Below are 22,276 nucleotides of genomic sequence, written 5' to 3'. Positions count from 1 at the left end.
GGAGCGAGAAGAGTGTGACCGCTATCTCAGGGGATAGATAAATCTCAGATATAAAAAAACCGGCGCCAAGACGCCGGTTTTTCAAGGAGAGTACGATCCGATTACAGGGAGTCAGCGTTCTCGGACAGGTACTTGGCAACGCCGTCCGGAGAGGCTTGCATACCTTTTTTGCCTTTTTCCCACTGAGCCGGGCACACTTCGCCGTGCTCTTCGTGAAATTGCAGGGCATCGACCATGCGCAGCATCTCGTCGATGTTGCGGCCCAGCGGCAGATCGTTGACAACCTGATGGCGAACAACACCGTTCTTGTCGATCAGGAAGGAACCACGGAACGCCACACCGGCTTCCGGATGCTCAACGTCATAGGCTTTGCAGATTTCGTGTTTCACGTCGGCGATCAGCGGGTACTTGACCTGACCGATACCGCCATCTTCCACTTTGGTGTTACGCCATGCGTTGTGGGAGAACTGGGAATCGATGGAAACACCGATCACTTCCACGCCACGCTTCTGGAACTCTTCATAACGGTGATCGAAGGCAATCAGCTCGGACGGGCAGACGAAGGTGAAATCGAGCGGGTAGAAGAAGACAACGGCAGCTTTACCTTTGATGTGGGATGACAGGTTGAATGAATCAACGATCTCGCCATTACCCAGAACAGCTGCGGCGGTAAAATCGGGTGCGGGACGGCCTACCAATACCATATTCAATTCCTCTTTATGTGAAGTGAACAATCCGGTGAGGATTGGGCTACCTAGAGCCAAGTCCATCTAATTCAAGCGACAAACTATAGACCCGGTGGTAGATTAGTTAAATCAAATTAAATAGATAGCATTAATCGGTTTTTTCTATGCAACGTTGGCCCAGCCTCAAACAGCTGCAATATCTGGTCGCTCTCGATGAGCACAAGAACTTCAACCGCGCCGCCAAGGCCTGTCATGTCAGCCAGTCGACCCTGAGTACCGGGATCCAGACGCTGGAGGACATGATGAACCTGCAACTGGTGGAGCGGGACCACAAGAGCTTCATTATGACCCCGGTCGGCATGGAAATCGTCGAGCGCGCTCGCAATTTGCTCTCCGATGCACGGGATCTGATGGAGCTCGGGCAACATCAGGGGGGCGTGATGCAGGGGACGGTACGTCTGGGCTGCATTCCCACCATCGCCCCCTTCCTGCTCAGCAAGCTGCTGAAAGAGTGCAGCAAAACCTATCCTGACCTCGAATTGTTGCTGCGTGAAGACACCACCAGCAATCTGCTCAAGCAGCTGGAACAGGGTCAGCTCGACTTGCTGATCCTCGCCCTGCCCATCGAGATCGGTGGATTTCACTGCAAGACCGTCGGTCAGGATCCGTTCCACATGGTGATGCCCGCCAGCATGGCGGCCAGTCTGCATACCCCGTTCGACTACAAGGAGCTGCCCAACCAGAGCATCTTCCTGCTGGAACGGGAGCACTGCCTCACCGAGCACGCAGTGAGCGCCTGTCGCCTGCGGGACAAGAGCAAGATCAACCCGTTCGCCGCCACCAGCCTGCACACCCTGGTACAGATGGTGGAAGCGGGTCTTGGCACCACCTTCCTGCCGCAGATGGCCATCGATGCCGGCATTCTTGCCAACTCCGATCTGGTGGCCATCCCGCTGCCGGGAGAGACCTCCTATCGAGAGATCGGGCTGGTCTGGCGCCCTAGCACCACCCGGGTACAGACCTTCTACAAGCTGGCCGAGCTGCTTAAACCGCTGATCAGCCACAACGAGTGACAACAAACGCCAGCCCTCGGGCTGGCGTTTTTCAGTTCCCCACCACATTTTTCCTCTCGGAGACTAGGTCTGGAGCCAGATCCCTGTTTATGATGGAAAAGTTGTCGCGCCCCCTACCGCCAGAACGATTTGGCAGGATATGGCGCTCGATCAATGTCTCGTTTGGTAGACCCGTCCGTGGAGAGAGCCCGATGTATCGCAAGCTGCTGCTATCCCTGCTGACTCTGCTGCTGGCCGCCTGCTCCAGCACGCCGGAGCCACCTCCGGCCCCCCGGCAGAGCAGTGCCTTTGATGGCTTCTACCAACAGTGGCGCGGTGTTCCCTACCGCATGGGCGGCGCCAGCCGCGCCGGGCTAGACTGCTCCGCCTTCACCCAGCTCGCCTACAGTCAGGTACTGGGCTTCAACCTGCCAAGAACCACCGAATCTCAGGCCAGCATTGGCAAACCGGTGGAGCGCTACCGGCTGCAACACGGGGATCTGGTCTTCTTCAAGACCGGCTGGCGGCAATACCATGTGGGGGTCTACACAGGTGCTGGCGAGTTTATTCACGCCTCCACCAGCAAGGGGGTGATCCGCTCCCGCCTAGACAACGTCTACTGGAACAGTCGCTACTGGCAGGCACGTCGGGTGACCCAGTAACCGCCCACACGCCTGCTCGCAGTACAAGTTGCGTGCCAACGTCCTCCGTCAATCCCTGTCGTTATGTCGAGGCACTCAGCCCACGCTTATAACTCAATTGGCCCCAAAGCCTGCATATCACACCATTTTGTGATAAGGTGGTGGCCATTTTTTAACACTTTCGCCTTTTTCTCATACGCTCTCTGTCCTGATTGACAACAAGCGCGGCGATAACAAGCAACGCACGGCGAAAGTGGAGTGTGGCGCAACACTGCCGGACGGGTGTCCCACAGCTGCAGTATCAAGGGTTAAATAGATAAGGAGATCGTGCAATGAAACAGTATCAAAGCTGGCTGGGGCAATACCTGATGAGTCGCCGTGACGGTGACCACGCCATGGCATGCGAGATGGCGAGTTCCATCTGCGAGTTCTGGCAACAGCAGGGGGATGAAAACGAACTGGACAAGTGGCAGCAGATTTACCAGAACCATCTGGAAAAGACCACCTGATCCCGACCGTGCCTTGCTGCCAGCCATCCGGTGTTGGCAGCAAGGCCACTCGCGACCAACCACCATCAGCCAACCTCTCTCCCCCAATTTTCCCGCCATGTTAAACCGCTACCTCCGTTAACTCGCATGTTGCCTGCTCTCTCGCCTGACAACCGCAGCTCATTCCATCTCGGCAGCCATTTCCTGCGCCCAGTCGATAAAGGCCTGGATCTTGGGGCACTCGCGGTTGGGCAGGGTCGCCATGTAATAACGCTGCTCGCACTTGACCTCCAGCCCGGCAAAAGGGGCCACCAACTCGTTGCGCGCCAGCCGCTTGCTCACCAGATTCTTGCGCCCCATGGCGATCCCGGCGTGATTCATGGCGGCGATGATGGCGAGATCCGAACGATCAAAACCCATGCTCAGCTTACATGCCTCAAGGCTAACCCCCGTCTGGCGGGCCCAGCAGCTCCACTCGTCGGTATCCGAGTCAAATCCCCATGCCTGCCGATCATGGAGCAGACGGCATAAGGACAAGTTGGCGGGATTACCGACAAGCCCGTGCTGCTCGGCATATTCCGGGCTGCAGACCGGCAGCATGTACTCATCCATCAGCGGGTGGATGGCGAGTCGATCCGGGCTCTTCTCATCGAAATAGAGGGTTAAATCGATGCCATAACCATGCAGGTTGATGTTCTCGTTTCCGGTGATGATATTGAGCTCGATCTGCGGATGCAGGCGGGAGAAATCCGCCAGCCTGGGTACCAGCCAGCACTGGGCGATGGAGGGGCGAGAATAGATAGTCAAAATACCGGAGAGCTCCTGATTCTTGATCTCCAGGATCTCCTGATTGATGAACTCCAGCGAGGATTTGAGCGCCCAGAAGACTCGCTGCCCCTCCGCCGTCAGTACCACCTTGCGGTGGAAACGCTCAAAGAGCTTGAACCCCAGCTCCTCTTCCAGCGCGCTGATCCGGTGACTCACGGCACTGGGACTGAGGGATAGCTCATCGGCCGCCATGGCAAAGGATCCGTGACGGGCGGCCGCCTCGAAGGTATGCAGCTTGGCCAGCTGGTAACCACTCAGTAGCTTGTTGCGCGATATGTAATTATCCCCGTTATACATTCATCCCCCTCTTGGCAATGGCCGCCGATGATACACCCGTAGGCCACCTTCAGGATGAAGCCAAAAGACCCAAAGAGTGTGATTTCGATAAATTGTGACCAATGTAGCGTATTTGAATCACCTCAGCTCACTCAAGAGACTGATTTCATCATTTGTCAGCCCCGTCTCATTTTCATTCAATAAGCGCATAAACAATCACACACAACAGATGTCGAGGCGCAGTATGAGTTCAGAGGTATGGGTCATCACTACCTTGCTAAGTAGCATCGTTCTTATCGTGGTCACCATAGTGAAGGGCAAGATCCACCCCTTTCTTGCCCTGCTGCTGGCCAGCTTCTATGTGGGCACCCTGATGGGGATGGAGCCCCTCAAGATGGTCAATGCCATGGAAGAGGGGATTGGCGGCACGCTCGGCTTTCTCGCCGCCGTCATCGGCCTTGGCACCATACTCGGCAAGATGATGGAGGTGTCGGGGGCAGCGGAGCGCATCGGTCTCGCCCTGCAGCAATGCCGCTGGCTCTCGCCCCAGGTCATCATGGTGCTGGTGGGTCTGGTGTGCGGCATCACCCTGTTTGTCGAAGTGGGGGTGGTACTGCTCATTCCGCTCGCCTTCTCCATCGCCCGTAAAACCAGAACCTCGCTGCTGACGCTGGCCATTCCGCTCTGCACCGCCCTGATGGCCGTGCACTGCATCGTGCCACCCCACCCGGCGGCGCTCTATGTCACCAACCAGCTGGGTGCCGACATCGGCTCCGTCATCGTCTATGGCCTGGCGGTGGGGCTGTTTGCCTCGCTGGTGGGCGGCCCGCTGTTCCTGAAACTACTGGGCAAACGGGTACCGTTCAAGGAGGTGCCCGCTGCCTTTGCCGACATCAAGGCCCGCGATGAAGCAACTCTCCCGACTTTAGGCGCCGCACTCTTCACCGTGCTGCTGCCCATCCTGCTGATGCTGGCCAAGACGGTCGCCGAGCTCAATATGGAGCACGCCAGCCACCTCTACACCGTGCTGGAGTTTATCGGCAACCCCATCACCGCCATGTTTATCGCCGCCTTCACCGCCTACTACGTGCTGGGGATCCGCCAGCAGATGAAGATGGAAGGGCTGCTCAACAAGACCGAGGAGTGCTTCTCCTCCATCGCCAATATCCTGCTCATTATCGGAGCGGGCGGCGCCTTCAACGGGGTGCTCAAGGCAAGCGGGCTGGGCGATAGTCTGGCTACTATCCTCTCCCAGCTGGATATGCACCCGATTCTGCTGGCCTGGCTGGTGGCCATCGTGCTGCACGCCGCCGTGGGCTCCGCCACCGTCGCCATGATGGGCGCCACTGCCATCGTCTCCCCCATCATGGTGCACTACCCGGATATCAGCCCGGAGATCATGACCCTGGCCATCGGCTCCGGCGCCATTGGTTGCACCATGGTGACCGACTCTCTGTTCTGGCTAGTCAAGCAGTATTGCGGCGCCACCCTGAACGAAACGCTCAAGTACTACACCACCGCCACCTTGGTCGCCTCCCTGATGGCACTGGCCGGTACCTTCCTGCTCTCCTGTATCGTGTAACAAGACCGAGAACACTATGAAAAACATCGACGTACAACAGCTCACCAACCAATTCCCGCTGATACAATCCCTGATCTCGCTCGAGCCGGTCAGCTGGTTCAACCCCAACGCCACCACCCTGGCAGTCGGTCTGCCCTATGTCGGGCTCGATAGCCGCAATGTGGCGGATGCCTCAGCCCGCCTGGCCCGCTTTGCCCCCTACATGTGCGAAGCCTTCCCGGAGACCCGCGCCAGCAACGGCATTCTGGAGTCAGAGATCGCCGCCATTCCGGCGATGCAACGCACCCTCAATGAACGCTACGGGGTCGAAGTGACCGGTAAGTTGCTGCTGAAAAAAGACAGTCACCTGCCCATCTCCGGCTCCATCAAGGCTCGCGGCGGTATCTACGAGGTGCTGACCCATGCCGAGCAGCTGGCGATCAAGGCCGGTCTGCTGCGAGAAGAAGATGACTACCGCAAACTGTTCAGCGACGAGTTTCGCCAGTTCTTCAGCCAGTACCGCATTGCGGTGGGCTCCACCGGCAACCTCGGCATGTCCATCGGCATCATGAGCGCCAAGCTCGGCTTTACCGTCACCGTCCACATGTCGGCCGATGCGCGGGAGTGGAAGAAGCGCAAGCTGCGCGAACACTGCGTCATAGTGGTCGAATATGCCGAAGATTACGGGGTGGCGGTGGAACAGGGGCGCAAAGAGGCCGAGCGCGATCCCAACTGCTTCTTTATCGACGATGAGAACTCCCGCACCCTGTTCCTCGGCTACTCGGTAGCGGGCGAGCGGGTGAAAAATCAGTTCGACCAGATGGGTATCAAGGTGGATGCCGACCACCCGCTGTTCGTCTACCTGCCTTGCGGCGTGGGTGGCGGCCCGGGCGGCGTGGCCTTTGGTCTCAAGCTCGCGTTCGGGGATAACGTCCACTGCTTCTTCGCCGAGCCCACTCACTCCCCCTGCATGTTGCTGGGGGTCCACACCGGATTGCACGATGCCATTGCGGTGCAGGATCTGGGCATTGACAACCTCACCGCAGCCGATGGCCTCGCGGTAGGACGCGCCTCCGGCTTCGTCGGCCGCGCCATGGAACGGCTGCTCGATGGCTTCTACACCCTGAGCGATCAGGAGATGTATGACCTGCTGGGACTGCTGGCGCGCGATGAGCAGATCACACTCGAGCCCTCCGCTCTGGCAGGTATGGCCGGCCCGTGGCGGGTGGCTGCCAATCCAGAGTGGCTCACCGGGCGCGGTTTCGATGCTGCAACCATGGCACAGGCCACCCATCTGGTGTGGGCCACCGGCGGTGGCATGGTGCCCGCCGAAGAGATGGCAAAGTACCTGGCCAGCGCCAAGATCTAGGCTGTTTTGCCACATTTATCTGCAAATCAACCCGCCATCACGGCGGGTTTTCTGTTTTGGGAACAAGGGGATGGGGCTGTTCTGTCGCAATCCATGGCGACAATTTCCCCAAGTTGGTCAGTTTGTGCTAAAATGGCGCTCATTTTTTGACATCTCGCGTCACGTTCGCCGCCAGATTGCCCATCTGGCTCTCTGCTCGGGTCGTGGCTTTGCACCATCATGCCTGATGATGTTCCCCCCAGGATGAGCCGACAGGCTCCCGTCAAGGTGGGCACCCTCAAGGGCACATGAGATAAGGAGATCGGGTAATGAAACAATATCAAAGCTGGCTGGGAGATTATCTGATGAGTCGACGTGACGGAGATCACGCGATGGCTTCGGAACTTGCCAACACCATCTGCGCCTTCTGGAAGGCCCAGGGTGATGAAGCAGAAACCAGCAAATGGCAGCAACGCTATCAGCAACACGTAGAGCAGGCGCAATAAGCCCCTGCACTCTTTCGCGATAAAAAAACCGGCGCTCATGGCGCCGGTTTTGTCTTTTCTGGCAAGCAGCAGATTACATCTGGTCGATCATGTCCTGAGCAAACTGGGAGCAGGAGCGCAGGGTGGCCCGTTCCATCAGACGTTCGAAGTCATAGGTGACGGTCTTGTTGCGGATCGCCGCTTCCATCCCCTTGATGATGAGATCGGCCGCTTCGACCCAACCCATGTGACGCAGCATCATCTCGGCGGAGAGGATCAGGGAGCCCGGGTTGACCTTGTCCTGTCCGGCATACTTAGGTGCAGTACCGTGGGTCGCTTCGAACAGGGCCACGCCGTCACCGATGTTGGCACCCGGTGCTATGCCGATACCGCCTACCTGAGCGGCCAGCGCGTCGGAGATGTAGTCGCCGTTGAGGTTCATACAGGCGATGACGTCATACTCGGCCGGACGCAGCAGGATCTGCTGCAAGAAGGCATCGGCGATGACATCCTTGATGACGATGGTCTTGCCGGTTTTCGGGTTCTTGAAGGAGCACCAAGGGCCGCCGTCAATCAGCTGGGCACCGTACTCGTTCTGGGCCAGAGCATAACCCCAATCCTTGAAGGCACCTTCGGTGAACTTCATGATGTTGCCCTTGTGCACCAGAGTCACGGAGTCGCGATCGTTGTCGATGGCATACTCGATGGCGGCACGCACCAGACGCTCGGTACCAGCCTTGGACATCGGCTTGATGCCGATCCCGCAGGACTCGGGGAAGCGAATTTTCTTCACGCCCATCTCGTTTTGCAAGAAGGCGATCACCTTGTTCGCTTCGGCGCTGTCGGCCTTCCACTCGATACCGGCGTAGATGTCTTCGGCGTTTTCGCGGAAGATCACCATGTCGGTCAGATCAGGACGTTTCACCGGGCTCGGGGTGCCGTCGTAGTAACGCACCGGGCGCAGGCAGATGTAGAGATCCAGCTCCTGACGCAGGGCTACGTTGAGGGAGCGAATACCGCCACCGACCGGAGTAGTCAGCGGGCCCTTGATGGCCACGCAATATTCACGAATGAAATCCAGGGTTTCGGCCGGCAACCAGGCACCTTCGCCATAGACATGAGTCGATTTCTCGCCGGTATAGATCTCCATCCAGGCGATCTTGCGCTCGCCCTTGTAGGCTTTCTCGACCGCAGCATTCACCACATTCAACATGGCCGGGGTTACGTCAACACCGATGCCATCCCCTTCAATAAACGGAATGATCGGATGGTTGGGAACCTGCAGCTTGCCGTTGGCATCGACTGTGATTTTCTGACCCTGGGTCGGGATTACTACTTTGCTTTCCATCGGCATCTCCTAACTTCCGTTTGTTATCAACTTGTTTGTTGCGCGCGGCCATCTTAGCCCATTCATTTTCATAATAAAACGACAAGAAAGCATGTCAGACCAAAGAGGTAGCCACCCGCCAGTGCGCCGTCACCACGCCTTCCCGACCCAGCCCCGTTATCCCTCCAGCTCGCTGGCCACCGCCTGCGGCTGACTCAGGGAACGGTACTGGGAAGGGGTCAAGCCGGTCTTCTGTTTGAACACCCGGCAGAAGTAGTTCACGTCGGTAAACCCGCAGCGATTGGCGACCTCTTCGAGACGGAAGCGATACTTTTTCAGCATGAACTTGGCCCGCTCCAGCCGCACCCAGCTGATGTAGTCCGCTAGCCGCATGTGCCCCTGCTGGCGGAACAGGCGTGAGAGGTGGCTGGGGGAAAGATTGAAGCGGGCGGCGATGCATTCGCGACTGATGGGGCGGTGGAAATTTTCCTGAATGTAGATGCAGATGCCGTGAAAAAGATCGGAGCCACGAGGACGACCGCTCTCCGACTCCACCAACAACTGCCGTGAGTAACTGAGCAGCGCCTGCAGCAGGTGATTGTCCATCGGTGCCCTTATCGGCTCCTGCGCAAGGGTGTTGAGGGAGAGCAGGATATGATCGAGCGCCCGTCCGGCACCGGCCTGAATACTGTGCTTCTGCACATCGAAGAAGCCGGTGTCCCCCTTGTGCTTGCTCACCAGACTGAACCCGATTTGGCGCTTGCCGAACAACAGGCTGAGCACGGAACAGTCGTTGTCCCAATCCGGCTTGTTCCAGCCGTTGGGGGGAATGTACATCGCCTCCCGCTGCCCCATCTGAACCGACTGTACATCCCCTTCAGGGGACCAGATCTGGTTGAGATAGTGGCCACTGAAGACCAGCTCGAGACGCGGGAAGTTGACCTGATAACTGAAGCAGGGTGGTACCCCTTTGTCAGAGGCAAACAGCACCTTCTCAAAGCCTTCCCCCTCACTTAGAAAGCCATCCAACAGCTGGGTAAAGATGATACTCATGAATGATCCTGATCAAGATGCAGAGAGCAACCGATTGCGGTGCGCTGCCCCTGCCATGCTATAGTCCGCGCCAGACTGAAATTCCCAAAAAATCGTTCTGATACAAGGAGCCATCCATGAGCTACCCGCCGTTTTTTCTAATGTGCAACCCGATCCAGGATTATGTCTGGGGCAGTCGTGACTCCCTGACCACGCTGTTTGGCATCAAAAATCCCGAAGGCAAACCACAAGCTGAACTGTGGATGGGCGCTCACCCCAATGGCTGCTCCGAAGTGACCCTGGCAGGCGAGACCGTGAAGCTTTCCAGCCTGATTGACGCCAACCCAGTCGCCATGCTGGGCGAAGCAACCCAGGCTCGCTTCGGCTCACTCCCCTTCCTGTTCAAGGTGCTCTGCGCCGAGCAGGCGCTCTCCATTCAGGTACACCCGAGCAAGGCACAGGCAGAGGCCGGTTTTGCCAGAGAAGAGGCCGCTGGCATCGATATCAAGGCGAGCAACCGCAACTACAAGGATCCGAACCACAAGCCGGAGCTGGTCTTTGCCCTCACCCGCTATCAGGCGATGAACGGCTTTCGCGCCATCCCGGCCATCCTAGCCCTGTTCGATCGCATGGCACTTCCCGCGCTGGCCGATCTGACCGCGGCGCTGCGCCAGTCCCAGGATGAAGCTGGCCTGCAGCACTTCTTCCACCAGTTGCTGATCTTAAGCGGTGCGCGCAAGGACGAGGCGCTGGCTGGCCTGCTGACCTATGCCGCCGCCCATCAGGATGAAGAGACCTTCGCCACCATCAGCAATCTGGCCAACCAGTACCCGGGGGATGTGGGACTCTTCTCGCCGCTACTACTCAACGTGGTGACGCTTGAGCCGGGTCAGGCGATGTTCCTCGATGCCCAGACCCCCCACGCCTACATCCACGGCACTGGCCTCGAGATCATGGCCAACTCAGACAACGTGCTGCGTGCCGGTCTGACCCCCAAATACATGGATGTGCCGGAGCTGCTGGCATGCACCCGCTGCGTCGCCAAACCGGATGACCAGATCCTGCTCAGCCCCCGTATGGAAGGCACAGTACAGCACTTCGATGTACCGGTACCGGACTTCACCTTCAGCGTGTATGGCGCAGGCGAACATGCCCTCACCACCGGCAATGCCGAGATCCTGTTCGCCATCGATGGGCCCATCACACTCATTGGCCAGGATGGCGAGCGTCTGACACTGGCCATCGGGCAATCTGCTTTTGTGCCCGCCAGCACCGGCAATTATCGCGTGACGGCTGAAGGGCGTTTTGCCCGCGCCAGCAACCGCTGATCCTGCTGAGCCATCGGCTCACTACCGTCTGTTCAAAGGGCCCTTCAGGGCCCTTTTTTCCAGCTCATCTGACCACGTGGGGGCGGGTACGGCTCACAAAATCGGTCATTTAACCCAATGCCGAAGAATAACACGTTGACTTATAATGATTAATATCATTTAGCCTCCATGGTCACGCCACCCTGCGGTTATGCGAGCCAGCTCACACCCTTCCCCACACGTCATAAAAATCCAGTTAATGCCATTTTTTTCCTCTGTCCCCGGATATTAATCACGGAAATAATAGAAATCGTTAATTTACAGGCAGCAGGAAAAATATTTAAGAGCATTTATATATTCCAGATGTAACACAGCTCAGCCACTTACTTCATCAATGTAAGGGGCGATTTTTTAAATCAGGCTATGGATGCCTGTTATTTCCCTGCGTTTTTATTTTTCCGCCTGTATGGCCAGATCGTTTTCACTATCCATTTTATCTGGCTGATATTTTCCCCTGTCACTCTGACTATCCAGTGGCAGCCGGGATAATACATGCAGATAGCCCTCTCATCCGGCAGATATTCATTGGCTGGCCCAGCGTTCTGCATTATCTGTTTTTATACGTTCGATACCCTACTTTCATTAACCTGTGGCGACAAATATGAAACTGAAACGTTCCTTACTTGCGTGTGCCGTACTGGCTGGCCTGGTTGGTATATCCGGCTGTCAAAATGACTCGGATACCGCGGTCGATAACAATAAAGAGACCAGCGTCTCCCGTTACGTCAATCCGTTTATTGGCACAGGAAATCTGGGTAACACCTATCCCGGCGCAACGACCCCGCATGGCATGGTACAGCTGTCGCCCAACAACGGTGCCAACGGCTGGGAATATATCTCAGGCTATTACTACCATGACAATCGCCTCGCCGGATTTTCTCACACCCACCTCTCGGGGGCCGGAGCCGGAGATCTCAACGATATTCTGGTGATGCCGATCAACTCCCGCTCCAATTTCATGCTGAACGAGGGGTCGGCCTCCCTGAATCTGGAGGCCTCCCGTTACAGCCACAAGGATGAAGAGGCAACGGCGGGCTACTACAAGGTCAATCTGAAGGATTACGGGATCAAAGCCGAGCTGACTGCCTCGGATCGGGTGGGGGTTCATCGCTACACCTTCCCGCAAGATAAAAAATCGGAAATCGTGGTCAACCTCGGCTTCAAGGTCAACTGGGACTACACCTCCGACTCCTATCTGAAATGGGACAAAACCCACAACCGGATCGAGGGCCATCGCTTCTCTGACGGCTGGGCCCCCAGCCAGAAAGAGTTCTTCGTGATGGAGTTCGACCAGCCCATCAAAAATATCCGCTTCGCCTACTTTGACAAAGACCAAAACCGCTATCTGGACCTGCCGGAAGGCACCACCGAGATCGGCAACGAGACCCGAGGAAAATATCAGTACGCTCGCGCCTATGTGGAATTTGATACCGCAGATAAGGGCCTGGCCGTCGAGGCCAAGGTAGCCCTCTCCAACGTCGAGATCGGCCGGGATGGCAACGCTGGCGCCTCACTCAACATGACCGAAGTGGCCAATATGTCGTTTGACGATGTCCGTCAGGCTGCGACCCAAAAATGGGAAAAGGAGCTGGGCAAGATCCGGGTCAGTGGGGATGAGGAGTACAAACAGACCTTCTATACCGCGCTCTACCACACCTATCTTGGCCAGACCATTCACTCTGATCTGGACGGGCGTTACCGTCAGGTGCATCAGGGGCGCAACGCCTATCCGGATGGCAACACACCGTGGGGCGAGCAGATCGATACCCTCAAGGAGTCGGTTCGCACCGCCGATGCCAACCGGGATGGCAAAGCGGACTTTACCCGTTACGACACCTTCTCCCTGTGGGACACCTACCGCGCAGTACAACCCCTCTCGTCACTGCTGGAGCCGGATCGCCTCGCCGATGTGGTGCTCTCCATGCTCTCCTACGCCGAGGAGGAGTGGATGGACGATCAAGGCAACCTGCGCAAGGGCAGATTGCCGGAGTGGACCTTCAAGGGTAACGAGACCGGCATGATGATGGGGATGCACTCCACCCCGGTGATCCACGACGTGCTCTCCAAAGGCTCGCTGGACAGACGGATGATCGCGCTGGGCTTCAGCGATGCGGAACGTCAGGAGATCAAGGAGCGACTGGTGACCGCCATGATCACCGACGCCCGCGCAGCCACCAGCCAGGGAGTTGCCTGGATCAAGGAGTACGAGCAGCAGGGCTATGTGCCTGCCCAGTTGCACGACACGCCGCCGACCAATGACTGGGAATCACACTCTCCCTTCAAGGATGCCTGGACCTCCTCCTACTCACTGGAGTACTCCATGAATGACTGGGCGATCGCCCAATCGATCAAGACTGTATTTGGCGAAAGTGACCCCCGCTATCAGGAGTTTGCCGATCGATCCAAGAACTGGCAGGCGCAGTTTGACTTTGGCGGCAAGCAGTACAAGGGGTGGTTCAAGGCCCGCGACTACGCTGGCAACTTCATTGATGCCGGTTGGGTAGACCCGAAAACAGGCCGGGCCGTGGGCAAGGATTGGCGCCCCGACATGTTCAACTGGTCATTCGCCGAGTCCAACGGCTGGCAATACGCCTTCAGCGTTCAACATGACATCCATGGCCTGGTCGATCTGATGACCCGGTTCGACCAGACCCAGAATCCTCAGGCCAAACGGGGCGAACTGTTTGCCAAACGGCTGGACGAGTATTGGAGCACCTATCCGGATCGCAACGCTGGCGACAACCAGTTCCCGGTATTCAACACCGGCAACGTGGGACAGCATGTGCAGGGCAACGAGCCCGATATCCATGTGCCCTACCTCTACAACTACGTAGGACAGCCCTGGAAGGGACAGGCAGCCATCGTGGCAGCCACCAACGTCTGCTACAAGAACACCCCTGACGGCATCTGTGGCAACGATGACTTTGGCACTCTCTCTGCCTGGTTCGTGTTCCGGGCGCTGGGCTTCTTCCCGGTCAATGCCTCCTCCGGCATCTACGAGATTGGCACCCCCATGTTCGAAACCGCCTCGCTCGATGTGGGAGCGGGCAAGCAGTTCACCGTCACGGCCCAGAATGTCAGCCGCGACAACATCTACATCCTGTCTGCTCGCCTCAATGGCAGCGAATTCAATCGCAGCTACCTCACCCATGAGGAAATCCTCAGTGGCGGCAAGCTTGAATTCGTGATGGGCGATAGCCCCAACCAGAATTGGGGCAGCCAGCCGGAAGATCTGCCGCCCGCGCAAGGTATCGGCACCTTCCTGCACGAAGGCGACCTGCCTGCCGGTTCCCGTTAATCACCTGTTCGGGGGAGGACTTCCTCCCCCATCACCACTCAAAAATGGAATGACCATGTTCAAGAGCAATCTTCTTTCTCTTGCGGTGATTGCCGCGCTGACCGGTGGCATCGCCGGTTGCAACAGTGAGAGCGAGTCTACCGCTATCGAAAAACCGGTAACTCCGGTTGTCGATCTGTCGGTACTGAAATACGTTGACCCCATGATAGGCACCGCCGCATCCGGCCACACCTTCCCCGGTGCTACCCGCCCTGCTGGCATGGTGCAGCTCTCGCCGGATACCTTTATGGGCTCCAACACCGATCATGAGAGCGGGCTCAACCCCTGGCACTCCGCCTCCGGCTACTGGGACTCTTCCAATTACCTCACGGGCGAGATTGTCGCGACCGATGTTCCGCTCTACGGCTTCTCCCATACCCATCTCTCCGGCACCGGCGCCACCGATCTGGGCGATATTCTGGTACTGCCCTACGCCGAGATGGCCGACGCCCAAATAAACGCCTTTGACAAAACCAATGAGCACGCCAGCGCCGGTTATTACCAAACCAGACTGAACAAGGGGGAGATTGAGGTTGAGCTAACCACCACCAAACGGGTCGGTTTGCACAAGTACACCTTTGCCAAGGGGGCCGATCGCAATGTGAAATTCGATCTGGGCCACACCCTGCTCAACAACAACGGCCAGTCGCTGAAAAACAAAATCGAAGTGGTGGATGAGTACACCCTGCGTGGCCGCAAAACCTCGACGGGCTGGTTCCAGGGCCAGAACCATCAGGGCCAGAACATCTTCTTCTACGCCAAATTCAACCAGCCCGTGGCCAAGGCCATGCTGGGCGAGCAGGACAAGATGCCGACCCGGGAGATGCGCCCCAACAGCGTCTATCAAGGGGATGACCTGACCGCCTACCTCAATTTTGGTCAGGGTGACCAACCGCTCGAGATCCGGGTCGGCATCTCGGCGGTGAGCTGGCAAGGAGCACAGAAGAATCTGGAGGCGGAAGCCCCCACCTTTGATTTTGCCAAAGTGAAAGCCGAGGCCGAATATGCCTGGGCTGACAAACTGACCAAGATCCGCGCGGAGGGAGGCACTCAGACCGAGAAGACCAATTTCTACACCGCCCTCTACCACATGATGATTGCCCCCATCGAGCTCTACGATGTGGATGGCAAGTATCTTGATATGCAGGGCACCCTGCGCACCCTGAAACCGGGTGATACTCCCAACTACTCCATCTACTCGACCTGGGATACCTTCCGCGCCGTTCACCCCATGTGGACCATCATGGACCCGCCGCAGGCGACTCTCTACGCCAAGGATTTGATCCGCAAATCCAACGTGGAGTTCGGCCTGCTGCCCAAGTGGGAAGGCCACGGCTCGGAAACCGGCACCATGATTGGCTACCCCTCGGCGGCCATCCTTGCCGATGCGGTGACCAAGGGGCTGATCGATGCGCAAGAGGCACTGGAAGCCTCGGTCAAATCGGCCCACTACCGGCCTGCCGATTACCCGCAGATCCATGACGACATCCTGAGCTCGCTGATGGCCGGTCAGCTCAGCTATCACGAGAAAGAGCAGTGCGTCCGTTATCCCAACTGGAACTCGGTCTCCTACTCGCTGGAGTTCTCTTTCTACGACTGGACCATCGCCGAGATGGCGAAAGCCGCGGGTGATATGACCACCTATCAGGAGTTCAAGGCGCGCTCCTACAACTCGCTCAAGCATTGGGATCCCCAGGCTGGCAATGCCGATGGCAAGGGCTTCTTCGTGCCGACCGAGCTGAAAAATGGCGACCCGTGCGCCCTGAAATACGCGGCGGCCGATTTCGATCCCTACAAGTCGGATGCCTTCTACTACACCGAGGGCAACGCCTGGCAGTGGCAGTGGTCCTTCATGCAGGATCTCGACAAGCTGACCGAGATCATGGGCGGCCAGCAGGGGCTGAACGACAAGCTCGACAACCTGTTCAACGCCGACCCCAACGGGGGCGAGGCACATCAGGACATGACGGGTTATATCGGGCAGTACATCCACGGTAACGAGCCCTCCCACCACGTCATCTATCTCTACAACCGCACCGCCCAGCCCTGGAAAGCGCAGGAGTACCTCGACCGGGTCTACAAGGAGTTCTACAAAAACAGCCCGGATGGCCTGATCGGCAATGAAGACGTCGGCCAGATGTCTGCCTGGTACATCATGAGCGCCATGGGCTTTTATCAAATCTCCCCGGGCGACCCGACCTACACCATCGGTCGTCCCATCTTCGACAAGGTCACCATCAACCTGCCCGACGGTCAGTTCAACGTGGTAGCGCAGAACAACAGCCCGGACAACCTCTATGTCAAAGAAGTCACCATCAATGGCAAGCCACTCAACCAGTACAACACCTTCGCCCACAGCGAGATCCGTCCCGGTGGTGAGCTGCGTTTTGTGATGACCAACCAGCAACCGACCCAGTAACTCTACAAGCGGCAAGCCACCCGGCTTGCCGCTTTTTCATCTCCGGAATTTGAGGAACAACAATGTTCAAACCCCACAAGCTGGCCATCATGGTGACAGCCCTGCTTGGCCTCTATGGCTGCAACACAAACGATGAAACTACTGACAATAGCCGCCCCGACAATGCCCTGCAGGTGCTGCAATATGTCGATCCGCTGATCGGCACCGATGGACTGGGCAATGTCAATCCGGCCCCTGTCATGCCGGAAGGGATGATCCAGCCGGGCCCGGACAACTGGAATCCGGCCAACTGGAATGGTAAGGGGTCCCCTTCCGACTATCACCACCATCTGGCCAAGCTTTCCGGCTTCAGCAGCACCCATATCTCGGGGGCAGGCAAGGGGGATCTCAATGACTTCGCCTTCTTGCCCTTCACCGGCAGCAATACCGACCCGGTCACCATCAACAAGACCAGCGAGCTGTCGGAGGTTGGCTATTACAAAGCGGATCTGGTAGAGACCGGCATCAAGGCCGAACTCACCGCCACCCAGCGGGTCGCCTTCCACCGTTACAGCTATCCGGCGGGTGAAGATCGCAAAGTCCAGCTCGATCTGCAGCACGAGCTGCTGGAGCAGTATGGCAACCACTCCCGCAATATTTACTTCAAGCGGGTGAGCGACAACGCCATTGCCGGAGCCAGAACCAGCAACGAGTGGGGGCAGTGGCAGACGGTCTTTTTCTACGCCGAGTTTTCCGAGCCGTTTGTGGATCAGATCCTCTATGTCGATGGCAAATTGAGCAACGACACCGAGGTGGGGTTGGCCGATTACATCGGGTATGGCGAAACCAGACCCCGGGTACGGGATGTGGTGACCCAACTCAACTTTGCCAAAGGGGAACAGCCCATCACCATGAGGATGGCCATCTCGGGCACCGGCATTGAGGGGGCCATGGCCAACCTTCGCGCCGATGAACATGGCTACCGCTTCGATCAGGTGGTGCAGGAGAGCAAACAGGCATGGGCGAAAGTGCTCAATAAGTTCACCCTGGAGGGTGGCAGCGATGCCGACAAGACGATGTTTTATACCTCGCTCTATCGCACCTACATCGCCCCCTTCGTCTATCAGGATGTGGATGGTCAATATCGCGGAATGGATGGCAAGGTGCATGAGGCCAAGCCGGGCTTTACCAACTATTCGGTCTACTCCATGTGGGACACCTTCCGCGCCGCCCACCCATTGAAGACCATCATCGAAAAAGAGCGATCCATCGACTATGTGCACGATCTGCTCAACAAATATAAAACCGGCGGCATCATGCCGAAGTGGGAGCTGCACTCCGACTATACCGGCGAGATGGTCGGCTACCCGGCGGTCTCCATCATCGCCGATGTCATCGTCAAATATCCGGATGCATTCACACAGGAAGAGATAAAGCTGGCGCTGCAGGCGGCCAATGTCTCCGCCAACTTTGACCTCGCGCTGACCAAAAGCTGGGTGCCCTATCAGGATCCCTGGAACGGCGACAAGCGCTTCACCGTAATGACCCGTCACGGCCAGTATGCCGAGCAGCACGGCTATGTCCCCGCCAACGTCAAACTCAAGCCGGAAGAGGGCGGCATGGCCCAGGACAAGTACGATGAACTGGTCAACGAGTCCGTCTCGTACGGTGTCGAGAATGCCTACTACGACTGGTGTATCGCCCAACTGGCCCGCCTGGCGGGCGACAAGTCTGCCGAGAACCGCTATCTGACCCGGGCCACCACCTGGCGCGCCTATTTTGACTACAACCCAACGGAATATGGCAAATATGGTTCGACCGGCTTTATGCGCCCCAAAAATTACGATGGCAGCTGGGTCAACAACTACCCCTCCTGCGCTATCGATAAAAACGGCAACCCGGTCACGCCCCCACCAGGTTGCGACATCAACGACAGCAGCCGTTATGACACCTTCTGGCCCTATCGTGCCGAGCACCGGGGACAGGACTTTACCGAAGGCAACACCTGGCAGTGGAGCTGGTTTGTTCCCCACGATATCGAGGGGCTCAAAGAGGTAATGGGTGGCGAGGAGAAATTCAGGAAGAATCTGGATGCCCTCTTCACCGCCAACTCCAACGCCGATACCTCGCAAGGGGATATGACCGGCTATATCGGGCAGTTCGTGATGGGGAACGAACCGGATCACCATGTTCCCTATCTCTATAACTGGACCAAGGAGCCGTGGAAAACCCAGGAGTATGTGGATCAGGCGGTACGCAGCTTCTTCCACCCGACCACCACCGGGCTGATTGGCAATGAGGACGTGGGGCAAATGTCCGCCTGGTACATCATGAGTGCGCTTGGCTTCTATCAGGTCACGCCGGGAGTCCCGGTCTACACCATAGGTCGACCACTGTTTGACAAGGTGACGATGGATATTGATGGCGGGAAATTCACCGTGAGCGCCGAAAACAATGGCCCCCAAAATATCTATGTGGAATCGGTCACCATCAATGGCAAACCGTTGGGGGAAAACCTGACATTCAACCACAGCGATATTCGGGCAGGTGGTGAGTTGAAATTTATCATGACGGCGCAAAAACCGACCCGCTCAGATAATAAATAACCATCATTGATTGCCAATATATGTTCAGGCCCAAAGCTTCCTTTGGGTCTTTTTTGGTCGATTCACAAGAACACTCAAAAAATATGACGTGCTGCATCACATGATACGCGGATCACAAACAGACAGCCTTGTCACAAAAGTCTAGTGAATGACACTTTTTTACTCTGTCGATGAAACAGGAGCCATGGGAATAATAGCGCTCGCCGGATTGACAGCGCTGCACCTTGATATTGCGCAGGCACCACTCCGGCATCAAAAAATAAATTCTGACTGCTCACCCCCTACCCGATGGAGCCGTTCTATATGTTCAAGAAAAATATTCTGGCCATTACCCTGACCAGCACCCTGGCCATGTTATCCGGCTGCGATTCAGATAACAGCAGCACCGATAACGACGATCAAAAGCCAACGCCAACCAATGTGTTGCAATACGTGAATCCATTTGTTGGCACTGGCTTTAACGGTCACACTTTTCCCGGCCCCGTGGTACCGGAAGGCATGGTGCAACTCTCGCCGGATACCGAACTGATAGGGTGGCACTCCTCCTCCGGCTATCATTTCGACAAAGACACTCTGTTCGGTTTTTCCCACACCCATCTCTCCGGCACCGGCATGGGGGGGCTCGGGGATATTCTGTTCCTGCCCTTTACCGAAGATAAGGCCAAATACATCGAGCCGAACAATGATTACCGCAAGGCCATCTCGGTCAAAATGGACAAAAAATCCGAGCAGGCGGAGCCTGGCTACTATGCGGTCCGCATCGCCGAAAATGGCATCAAGGCTGAACTGACCGCCTCCGAGCGGGTTGGCTTTCACCGCTACACCTATCCGCAGGGCCAACCACAACGACTGAAGATCGATTTGAACTCGATCCTCAACAGCGACTGGGGATCGAGTTCGCTGCGCAACAAACTCACCATCAGCGAAGATGGCTACACCATCACCGGCGAGCGGGATGCCACCCACTTCTCCGGCTGGGCGAAAAACCAGAAGATCTTCTTCCATGCGACCTTCGACAAGAAGATCAAAGGGGTCTACATCCTCGCTGGTGGTGTGCCGGTTGAGGGCTTGAGCGCCGAGCACAAGGCCAAATCCAAAGCGGATGTCACCGCCTACGTCGAATTTGAAGAAGGCGGTTCCGCCCAACTGAATGCCAAAGTCGCCCTCTCGGCGGTGGATGCCACCGGCGCACGGAACAACTACCAGGCCGAAGGGGATGTTTCGTTTGACGAGGCCCGCGCCAACGCCCGCGAGAAGTGGGCCAACGCCCTCAATTTCACCATCGAGGGGGGCAGCAAGGAGCAACACGAGATCTTCTACACCGCCCTCTACCACACCAAGATCGCCCCCATCGTCCATCAGGATGTGGATGGCAACTACCGCGGCATGGGCAAAGGAGCGCAGGCCAAGGGGGAAGGCAGCTACTCGATTTACTATGGTCAGGCGAGCGAAGAGCAGCCCAACTTCTCGGTCTACTCCCTGTGGGACACCCAGCGCGCGCTGCACCCGCTCAAAACCATCACCGAACCCACCCGCGCCGTGCAATATGCCAAGAACCTGCTCCAGAAGTATCTGGAGAGCGGCCTGCTGCCCAAGTGGGAGCATCTGGGGGATGAGACAGGCACCATGGTGGGCTATCCGGCAGTAGTGGTGATTGCCGACGCCATCACCAAATACCCCGATGCCTTCACCGCGCAGGAGAAAAATCTGGCGCTCACGGCCGCCATCGACTCCTCCACCTATACCAACTACCCCATGCTGGCGACCGAGTGGGACAAGGCGGTGCTGGACAAGACCCTGACCAACCACATCGATTACATCGAGAAGAACGGCTTCGCCCCGGCAGTGCAGCGGATCGACGGTCAGCCCGTCTTCGCTGACTACACCCTCGAGTCAGTCTCTTACGGTCTGGAAAACGCCTTCTATGACTGGGCCATCGCCCGGATCGCCAAGGCGGCCGGCAACAAGGCCGCAGAGGCGCGCTATCTGGCCCGCTCGAACGGCTACCAGCGCTACTTCGATCACAATGCGGCCGAATACGCCCAGTACGGGGTGACCGGTTTCATGCGTCCGGTGATGATCGATGGCTCCTTCATGACGCCGTTTGATCCCTATGGCACCGAGCATGAGACCGGCAACTATACCGAGGGCAACGCCTGGCAGTGGACCTGGTTTGTGCCCCATGACATCAAGGGGCTGAAAGCCGCGATGGGCGGAGAAGAGGCATTCAAGCAGAATCTGGACGCCACCTTTACCGCCGAGAGTCAGGGGTCGGAGACCGCTGACATGACCGGAATGATGGGTCAGGTGGCCTTCGGCAATGAACCCTCCCACCATATCCCCTACCTCTACAACTGGACATCGGAGCCCTGGAAAACTCAGGAGACGGTCGACTACATCCTCGACACCATGTACTCGAACACCCCGGCCGGCATCATAGGCAACGAGGATGTTGGCTCCATGTCTGCCTGGTATGTGATGTCAGCACTTGGCTTCTATCAGGTGAATGCGGCGGATCCCATCTACACCATCGGCCGCCCGCTGTTTGCCAAAGCGACCATCCCGGTCAAGGGGGGAACCTTCACCATCATCGCCGATAACAACAGCGCCAAGAACCGCTATGTCCAGTCGGTCACCATCAATGGCAAACCGCTCAAGGATGGTCTCTTCTTCGAGCACAAAGAGTTTGTACCCGGTGGCAACCTCCACTTTGTGATGAGCGATACCCCGCCACAAAAGTAACGAGCCATAGCATTGAAGTGACATTCAGCACGCAACCCGCGAATGTCACTTTGTGATACCCGACGGCCCACGCCAGATGGATTGATAAAATCCAATCAGCGC

General features: G+C 57.3%; 15 protein-coding genes. 11 read left to right on the top strand and 4 right to left on the bottom strand.

The annotated features are described in order from the left end of the window. Positions 1–101: 101 nt before the first annotated feature. A complete protein-coding gene (locus ACTG1P_RS20995; RefSeq protein ID WP_005337701.1) occupies positions 102–704 on the bottom strand; it encodes a peroxiredoxin C in 603 nt (200 codons plus the stop codon). A 146-nt stretch (positions 705–850) separates the two neighbouring features. Between ACTG1P_RS20995 and ACTG1P_RS20990 the strand changes: the two genes are divergently transcribed. The 3 genes from ACTG1P_RS20990 (at position 851) to ACTG1P_RS20980 (ending at position 2,888) form a co-directional block, all read left to right on the top strand. Continuing rightward, positions 851–1,759: a hydrogen peroxide-inducible genes activator gene (locus ACTG1P_RS20990; RefSeq protein ID WP_270658646.1), complete on the top strand. Its 909-nt coding sequence runs from the start codon at positions 851–853 to the stop codon at positions 1,757–1,759. A gap of 191 nt (positions 1,760–1,950) precedes the next feature. Continuing rightward, a complete protein-coding gene (locus tag ACTG1P_RS20985; protein WP_440002160.1) occupies positions 1,951–2,400 on the top strand; it encodes a C40 family peptidase in 450 nt (149 codons plus the stop codon). 311 nt (positions 2,401–2,711) lie between these two features. Beyond that, complete coding sequence (locus ACTG1P_RS20980; RefSeq protein ID WP_005337704.1) at positions 2,712–2,888, top strand: hypothetical protein; 177 nt, start codon at positions 2,712–2,714, stop codon at positions 2,886–2,888. 159 nt (positions 2,889–3,047) lie between these two features. Here ACTG1P_RS20980 and dsdC read toward each other — a convergent pair whose 3' ends face one another. After that, complete coding sequence (gene dsdC / locus ACTG1P_RS20975) at positions 3,048–3,992, bottom strand: DNA-binding transcriptional regulator DsdC (protein ID WP_440002159.1); 945 nt, start codon at positions 3,990–3,992, stop codon at positions 3,048–3,050. Positions 3,993–4,215: 223 nt separating this feature from the next. Here dsdC and dsdX point away from each other — a divergent pair, with 223 nt between their 5' ends. The 3 genes from dsdX to ACTG1P_RS20960 all read left to right on the top strand — a co-directional run bounded on the left by dsdX (position 4,216) and on the right by ACTG1P_RS20960 (position 7,386). After that, positions 4,216–5,553 (top strand): D-serine transporter DsdX, encoded by a 1,338-nt coding sequence (gene dsdX, locus ACTG1P_RS20970; RefSeq protein WP_440002158.1) that lies wholly within the window; start codon positions 4,216–4,218, stop codon positions 5,551–5,553. A gap of 16 nt (positions 5,554–5,569) precedes the next feature. Further along, entirely contained in the window at positions 5,570–6,901 is a 1,332-nt protein-coding gene (locus ACTG1P_RS20965) for a D-serine ammonia-lyase (RefSeq protein ID WP_440002157.1), read from the top strand. A 308-nt stretch (positions 6,902–7,209) separates the two neighbouring features. Then, the gene (locus ACTG1P_RS20960; RefSeq protein WP_005337712.1) at positions 7,210–7,386 is read left to right on the top strand and encodes a hypothetical protein; all 177 of its coding nucleotides are present in this window, start codon (positions 7,210–7,212) and stop codon (positions 7,384–7,386) included. A gap of 73 nt (positions 7,387–7,459) precedes the next feature. Here ACTG1P_RS20960 and icd read toward each other — a convergent pair whose 3' ends face one another. Both icd and ACTG1P_RS20950 read right to left on the bottom strand, forming a co-directional pair. Then, on the bottom strand, positions 7,460–8,713 hold the full coding sequence (icd, locus tag ACTG1P_RS20955; RefSeq protein WP_440002156.1) for an NADP-dependent isocitrate dehydrogenase: 1,254 nt from the start codon (positions 8,711–8,713) through the stop codon (positions 7,460–7,462). A gap of 156 nt (positions 8,714–8,869) precedes the next feature. Further along, positions 8,870–9,745 carry a helix-turn-helix transcriptional regulator gene (locus ACTG1P_RS20950; RefSeq protein ID WP_440002155.1) on the bottom strand — a complete coding sequence of 292 codons (876 nt, stop codon included), beginning with the start codon at positions 9,743–9,745 and terminating at the stop codon, positions 8,870–8,872. Between the two features lie 116 nt (positions 9,746–9,861). On the opposite strand from ACTG1P_RS20950, the gene manA reads away from it, so the two are divergent. The 5 genes from manA (at position 9,862) to ACTG1P_RS20925 (ending at position 22,174) form a co-directional block, all read left to right on the top strand. Continuing rightward, entirely contained in the window at positions 9,862–11,052 is a 1,191-nt protein-coding gene (gene manA, locus ACTG1P_RS20945) for a mannose-6-phosphate isomerase, class I (protein ID WP_440002154.1), read from the top strand. Positions 11,053–11,692: 640 nt separating this feature from the next. Then, the gene (locus ACTG1P_RS20940) at positions 11,693–14,389 is read left to right on the top strand and encodes a GH92 family glycosyl hydrolase (RefSeq protein ID WP_440002153.1); all 2,697 of its coding nucleotides are present in this window, start codon (positions 11,693–11,695) and stop codon (positions 14,387–14,389) included. A gap of 55 nt (positions 14,390–14,444) precedes the next feature. Then, the gene (locus tag ACTG1P_RS20935) at positions 14,445–16,847 is read left to right on the top strand and encodes a GH92 family glycosyl hydrolase (protein ID WP_440002152.1); all 2,403 of its coding nucleotides are present in this window, start codon (positions 14,445–14,447) and stop codon (positions 16,845–16,847) included. 62 nt (positions 16,848–16,909) lie between these two features. Then, positions 16,910–19,432 carry a GH92 family glycosyl hydrolase gene (locus ACTG1P_RS20930; RefSeq protein ID WP_440002151.1) on the top strand — a complete coding sequence of 841 codons (2,523 nt, stop codon included), beginning with the start codon at positions 16,910–16,912 and terminating at the stop codon, positions 19,430–19,432. Positions 19,433–19,735: 303 nt separating this feature from the next. Continuing rightward, positions 19,736–22,174, top strand: coding sequence for a GH92 family glycosyl hydrolase (locus ACTG1P_RS20925; RefSeq protein ID WP_440002150.1), 2,439 nt, complete (start codon positions 19,736–19,738; stop codon positions 22,172–22,174). The last annotated feature ends 102 nt before the right edge of the window (positions 22,175–22,276 follow it).

This window comes from Aeromonas sp. 11P (genome assembly GCF_051920165.1).
GTDB classification, from domain to species: Bacteria; Pseudomonadota; Gammaproteobacteria; order Enterobacterales; family Aeromonadaceae; genus Aeromonas; species Aeromonas veronii.
The sequence above is the reverse complement of the archived record's forward strand: the minus strand, read 5'-3'. Positions and strand labels throughout refer to the sequence as shown.

Coding starts and splice junctions, on each gene's coding strand:
- ACTG1P_RS20995 (WP_005337701.1), bottom strand. CDS start 704: ATGGTATTGGTAGGCCGTCCCGCACCCGATTTTACCGCCGCAGCTGTT.
- ACTG1P_RS20990 (WP_270658646.1), top strand. CDS start 851: ATGCAACGTTGGCCCAGCCTCAAACAGCTGCAATATCTGGTCGCTCTC.
- ACTG1P_RS20985 (WP_440002160.1), top strand. CDS start 1,951: ATGTATCGCAAGCTGCTGCTATCCCTGCTGACTCTGCTGCTGGCCGCC.
- ACTG1P_RS20980 (WP_005337704.1), top strand. CDS start 2,712: ATGAAACAGTATCAAAGCTGGCTGGGGCAATACCTGATGAGTCGCCGT.
- dsdC (WP_440002159.1), bottom strand. CDS start 3,992: ATGTATAACGGGGATAATTACATATCGCGCAACAAGCTACTGAGTGGT.
- dsdX (WP_440002158.1), top strand. CDS start 4,216: ATGAGTTCAGAGGTATGGGTCATCACTACCTTGCTAAGTAGCATCGTT.
- ACTG1P_RS20965 (WP_440002157.1), top strand. CDS start 5,570: ATGAAAAACATCGACGTACAACAGCTCACCAACCAATTCCCGCTGATA.
- ACTG1P_RS20960 (WP_005337712.1), top strand. CDS start 7,210: ATGAAACAATATCAAAGCTGGCTGGGAGATTATCTGATGAGTCGACGT.
- icd (WP_440002156.1), bottom strand. CDS start 8,713: ATGGAAAGCAAAGTAGTAATCCCGACCCAGGGTCAGAAAATCACAGTC.
- ACTG1P_RS20950 (WP_440002155.1), bottom strand. CDS start 9,745: ATGAGTATCATCTTTACCCAGCTGTTGGATGGCTTTCTAAGTGAGGGG.
- manA (WP_440002154.1), top strand. CDS start 9,862: ATGAGCTACCCGCCGTTTTTTCTAATGTGCAACCCGATCCAGGATTAT.
- ACTG1P_RS20940 (WP_440002153.1), top strand. CDS start 11,693: ATGAAACTGAAACGTTCCTTACTTGCGTGTGCCGTACTGGCTGGCCTG.
- ACTG1P_RS20935 (WP_440002152.1), top strand. CDS start 14,445: ATGTTCAAGAGCAATCTTCTTTCTCTTGCGGTGATTGCCGCGCTGACC.
- ACTG1P_RS20930 (WP_440002151.1), top strand. CDS start 16,910: ATGTTCAAACCCCACAAGCTGGCCATCATGGTGACAGCCCTGCTTGGC.
- ACTG1P_RS20925 (WP_440002150.1), top strand. CDS start 19,736: ATGTTCAAGAAAAATATTCTGGCCATTACCCTGACCAGCACCCTGGCC.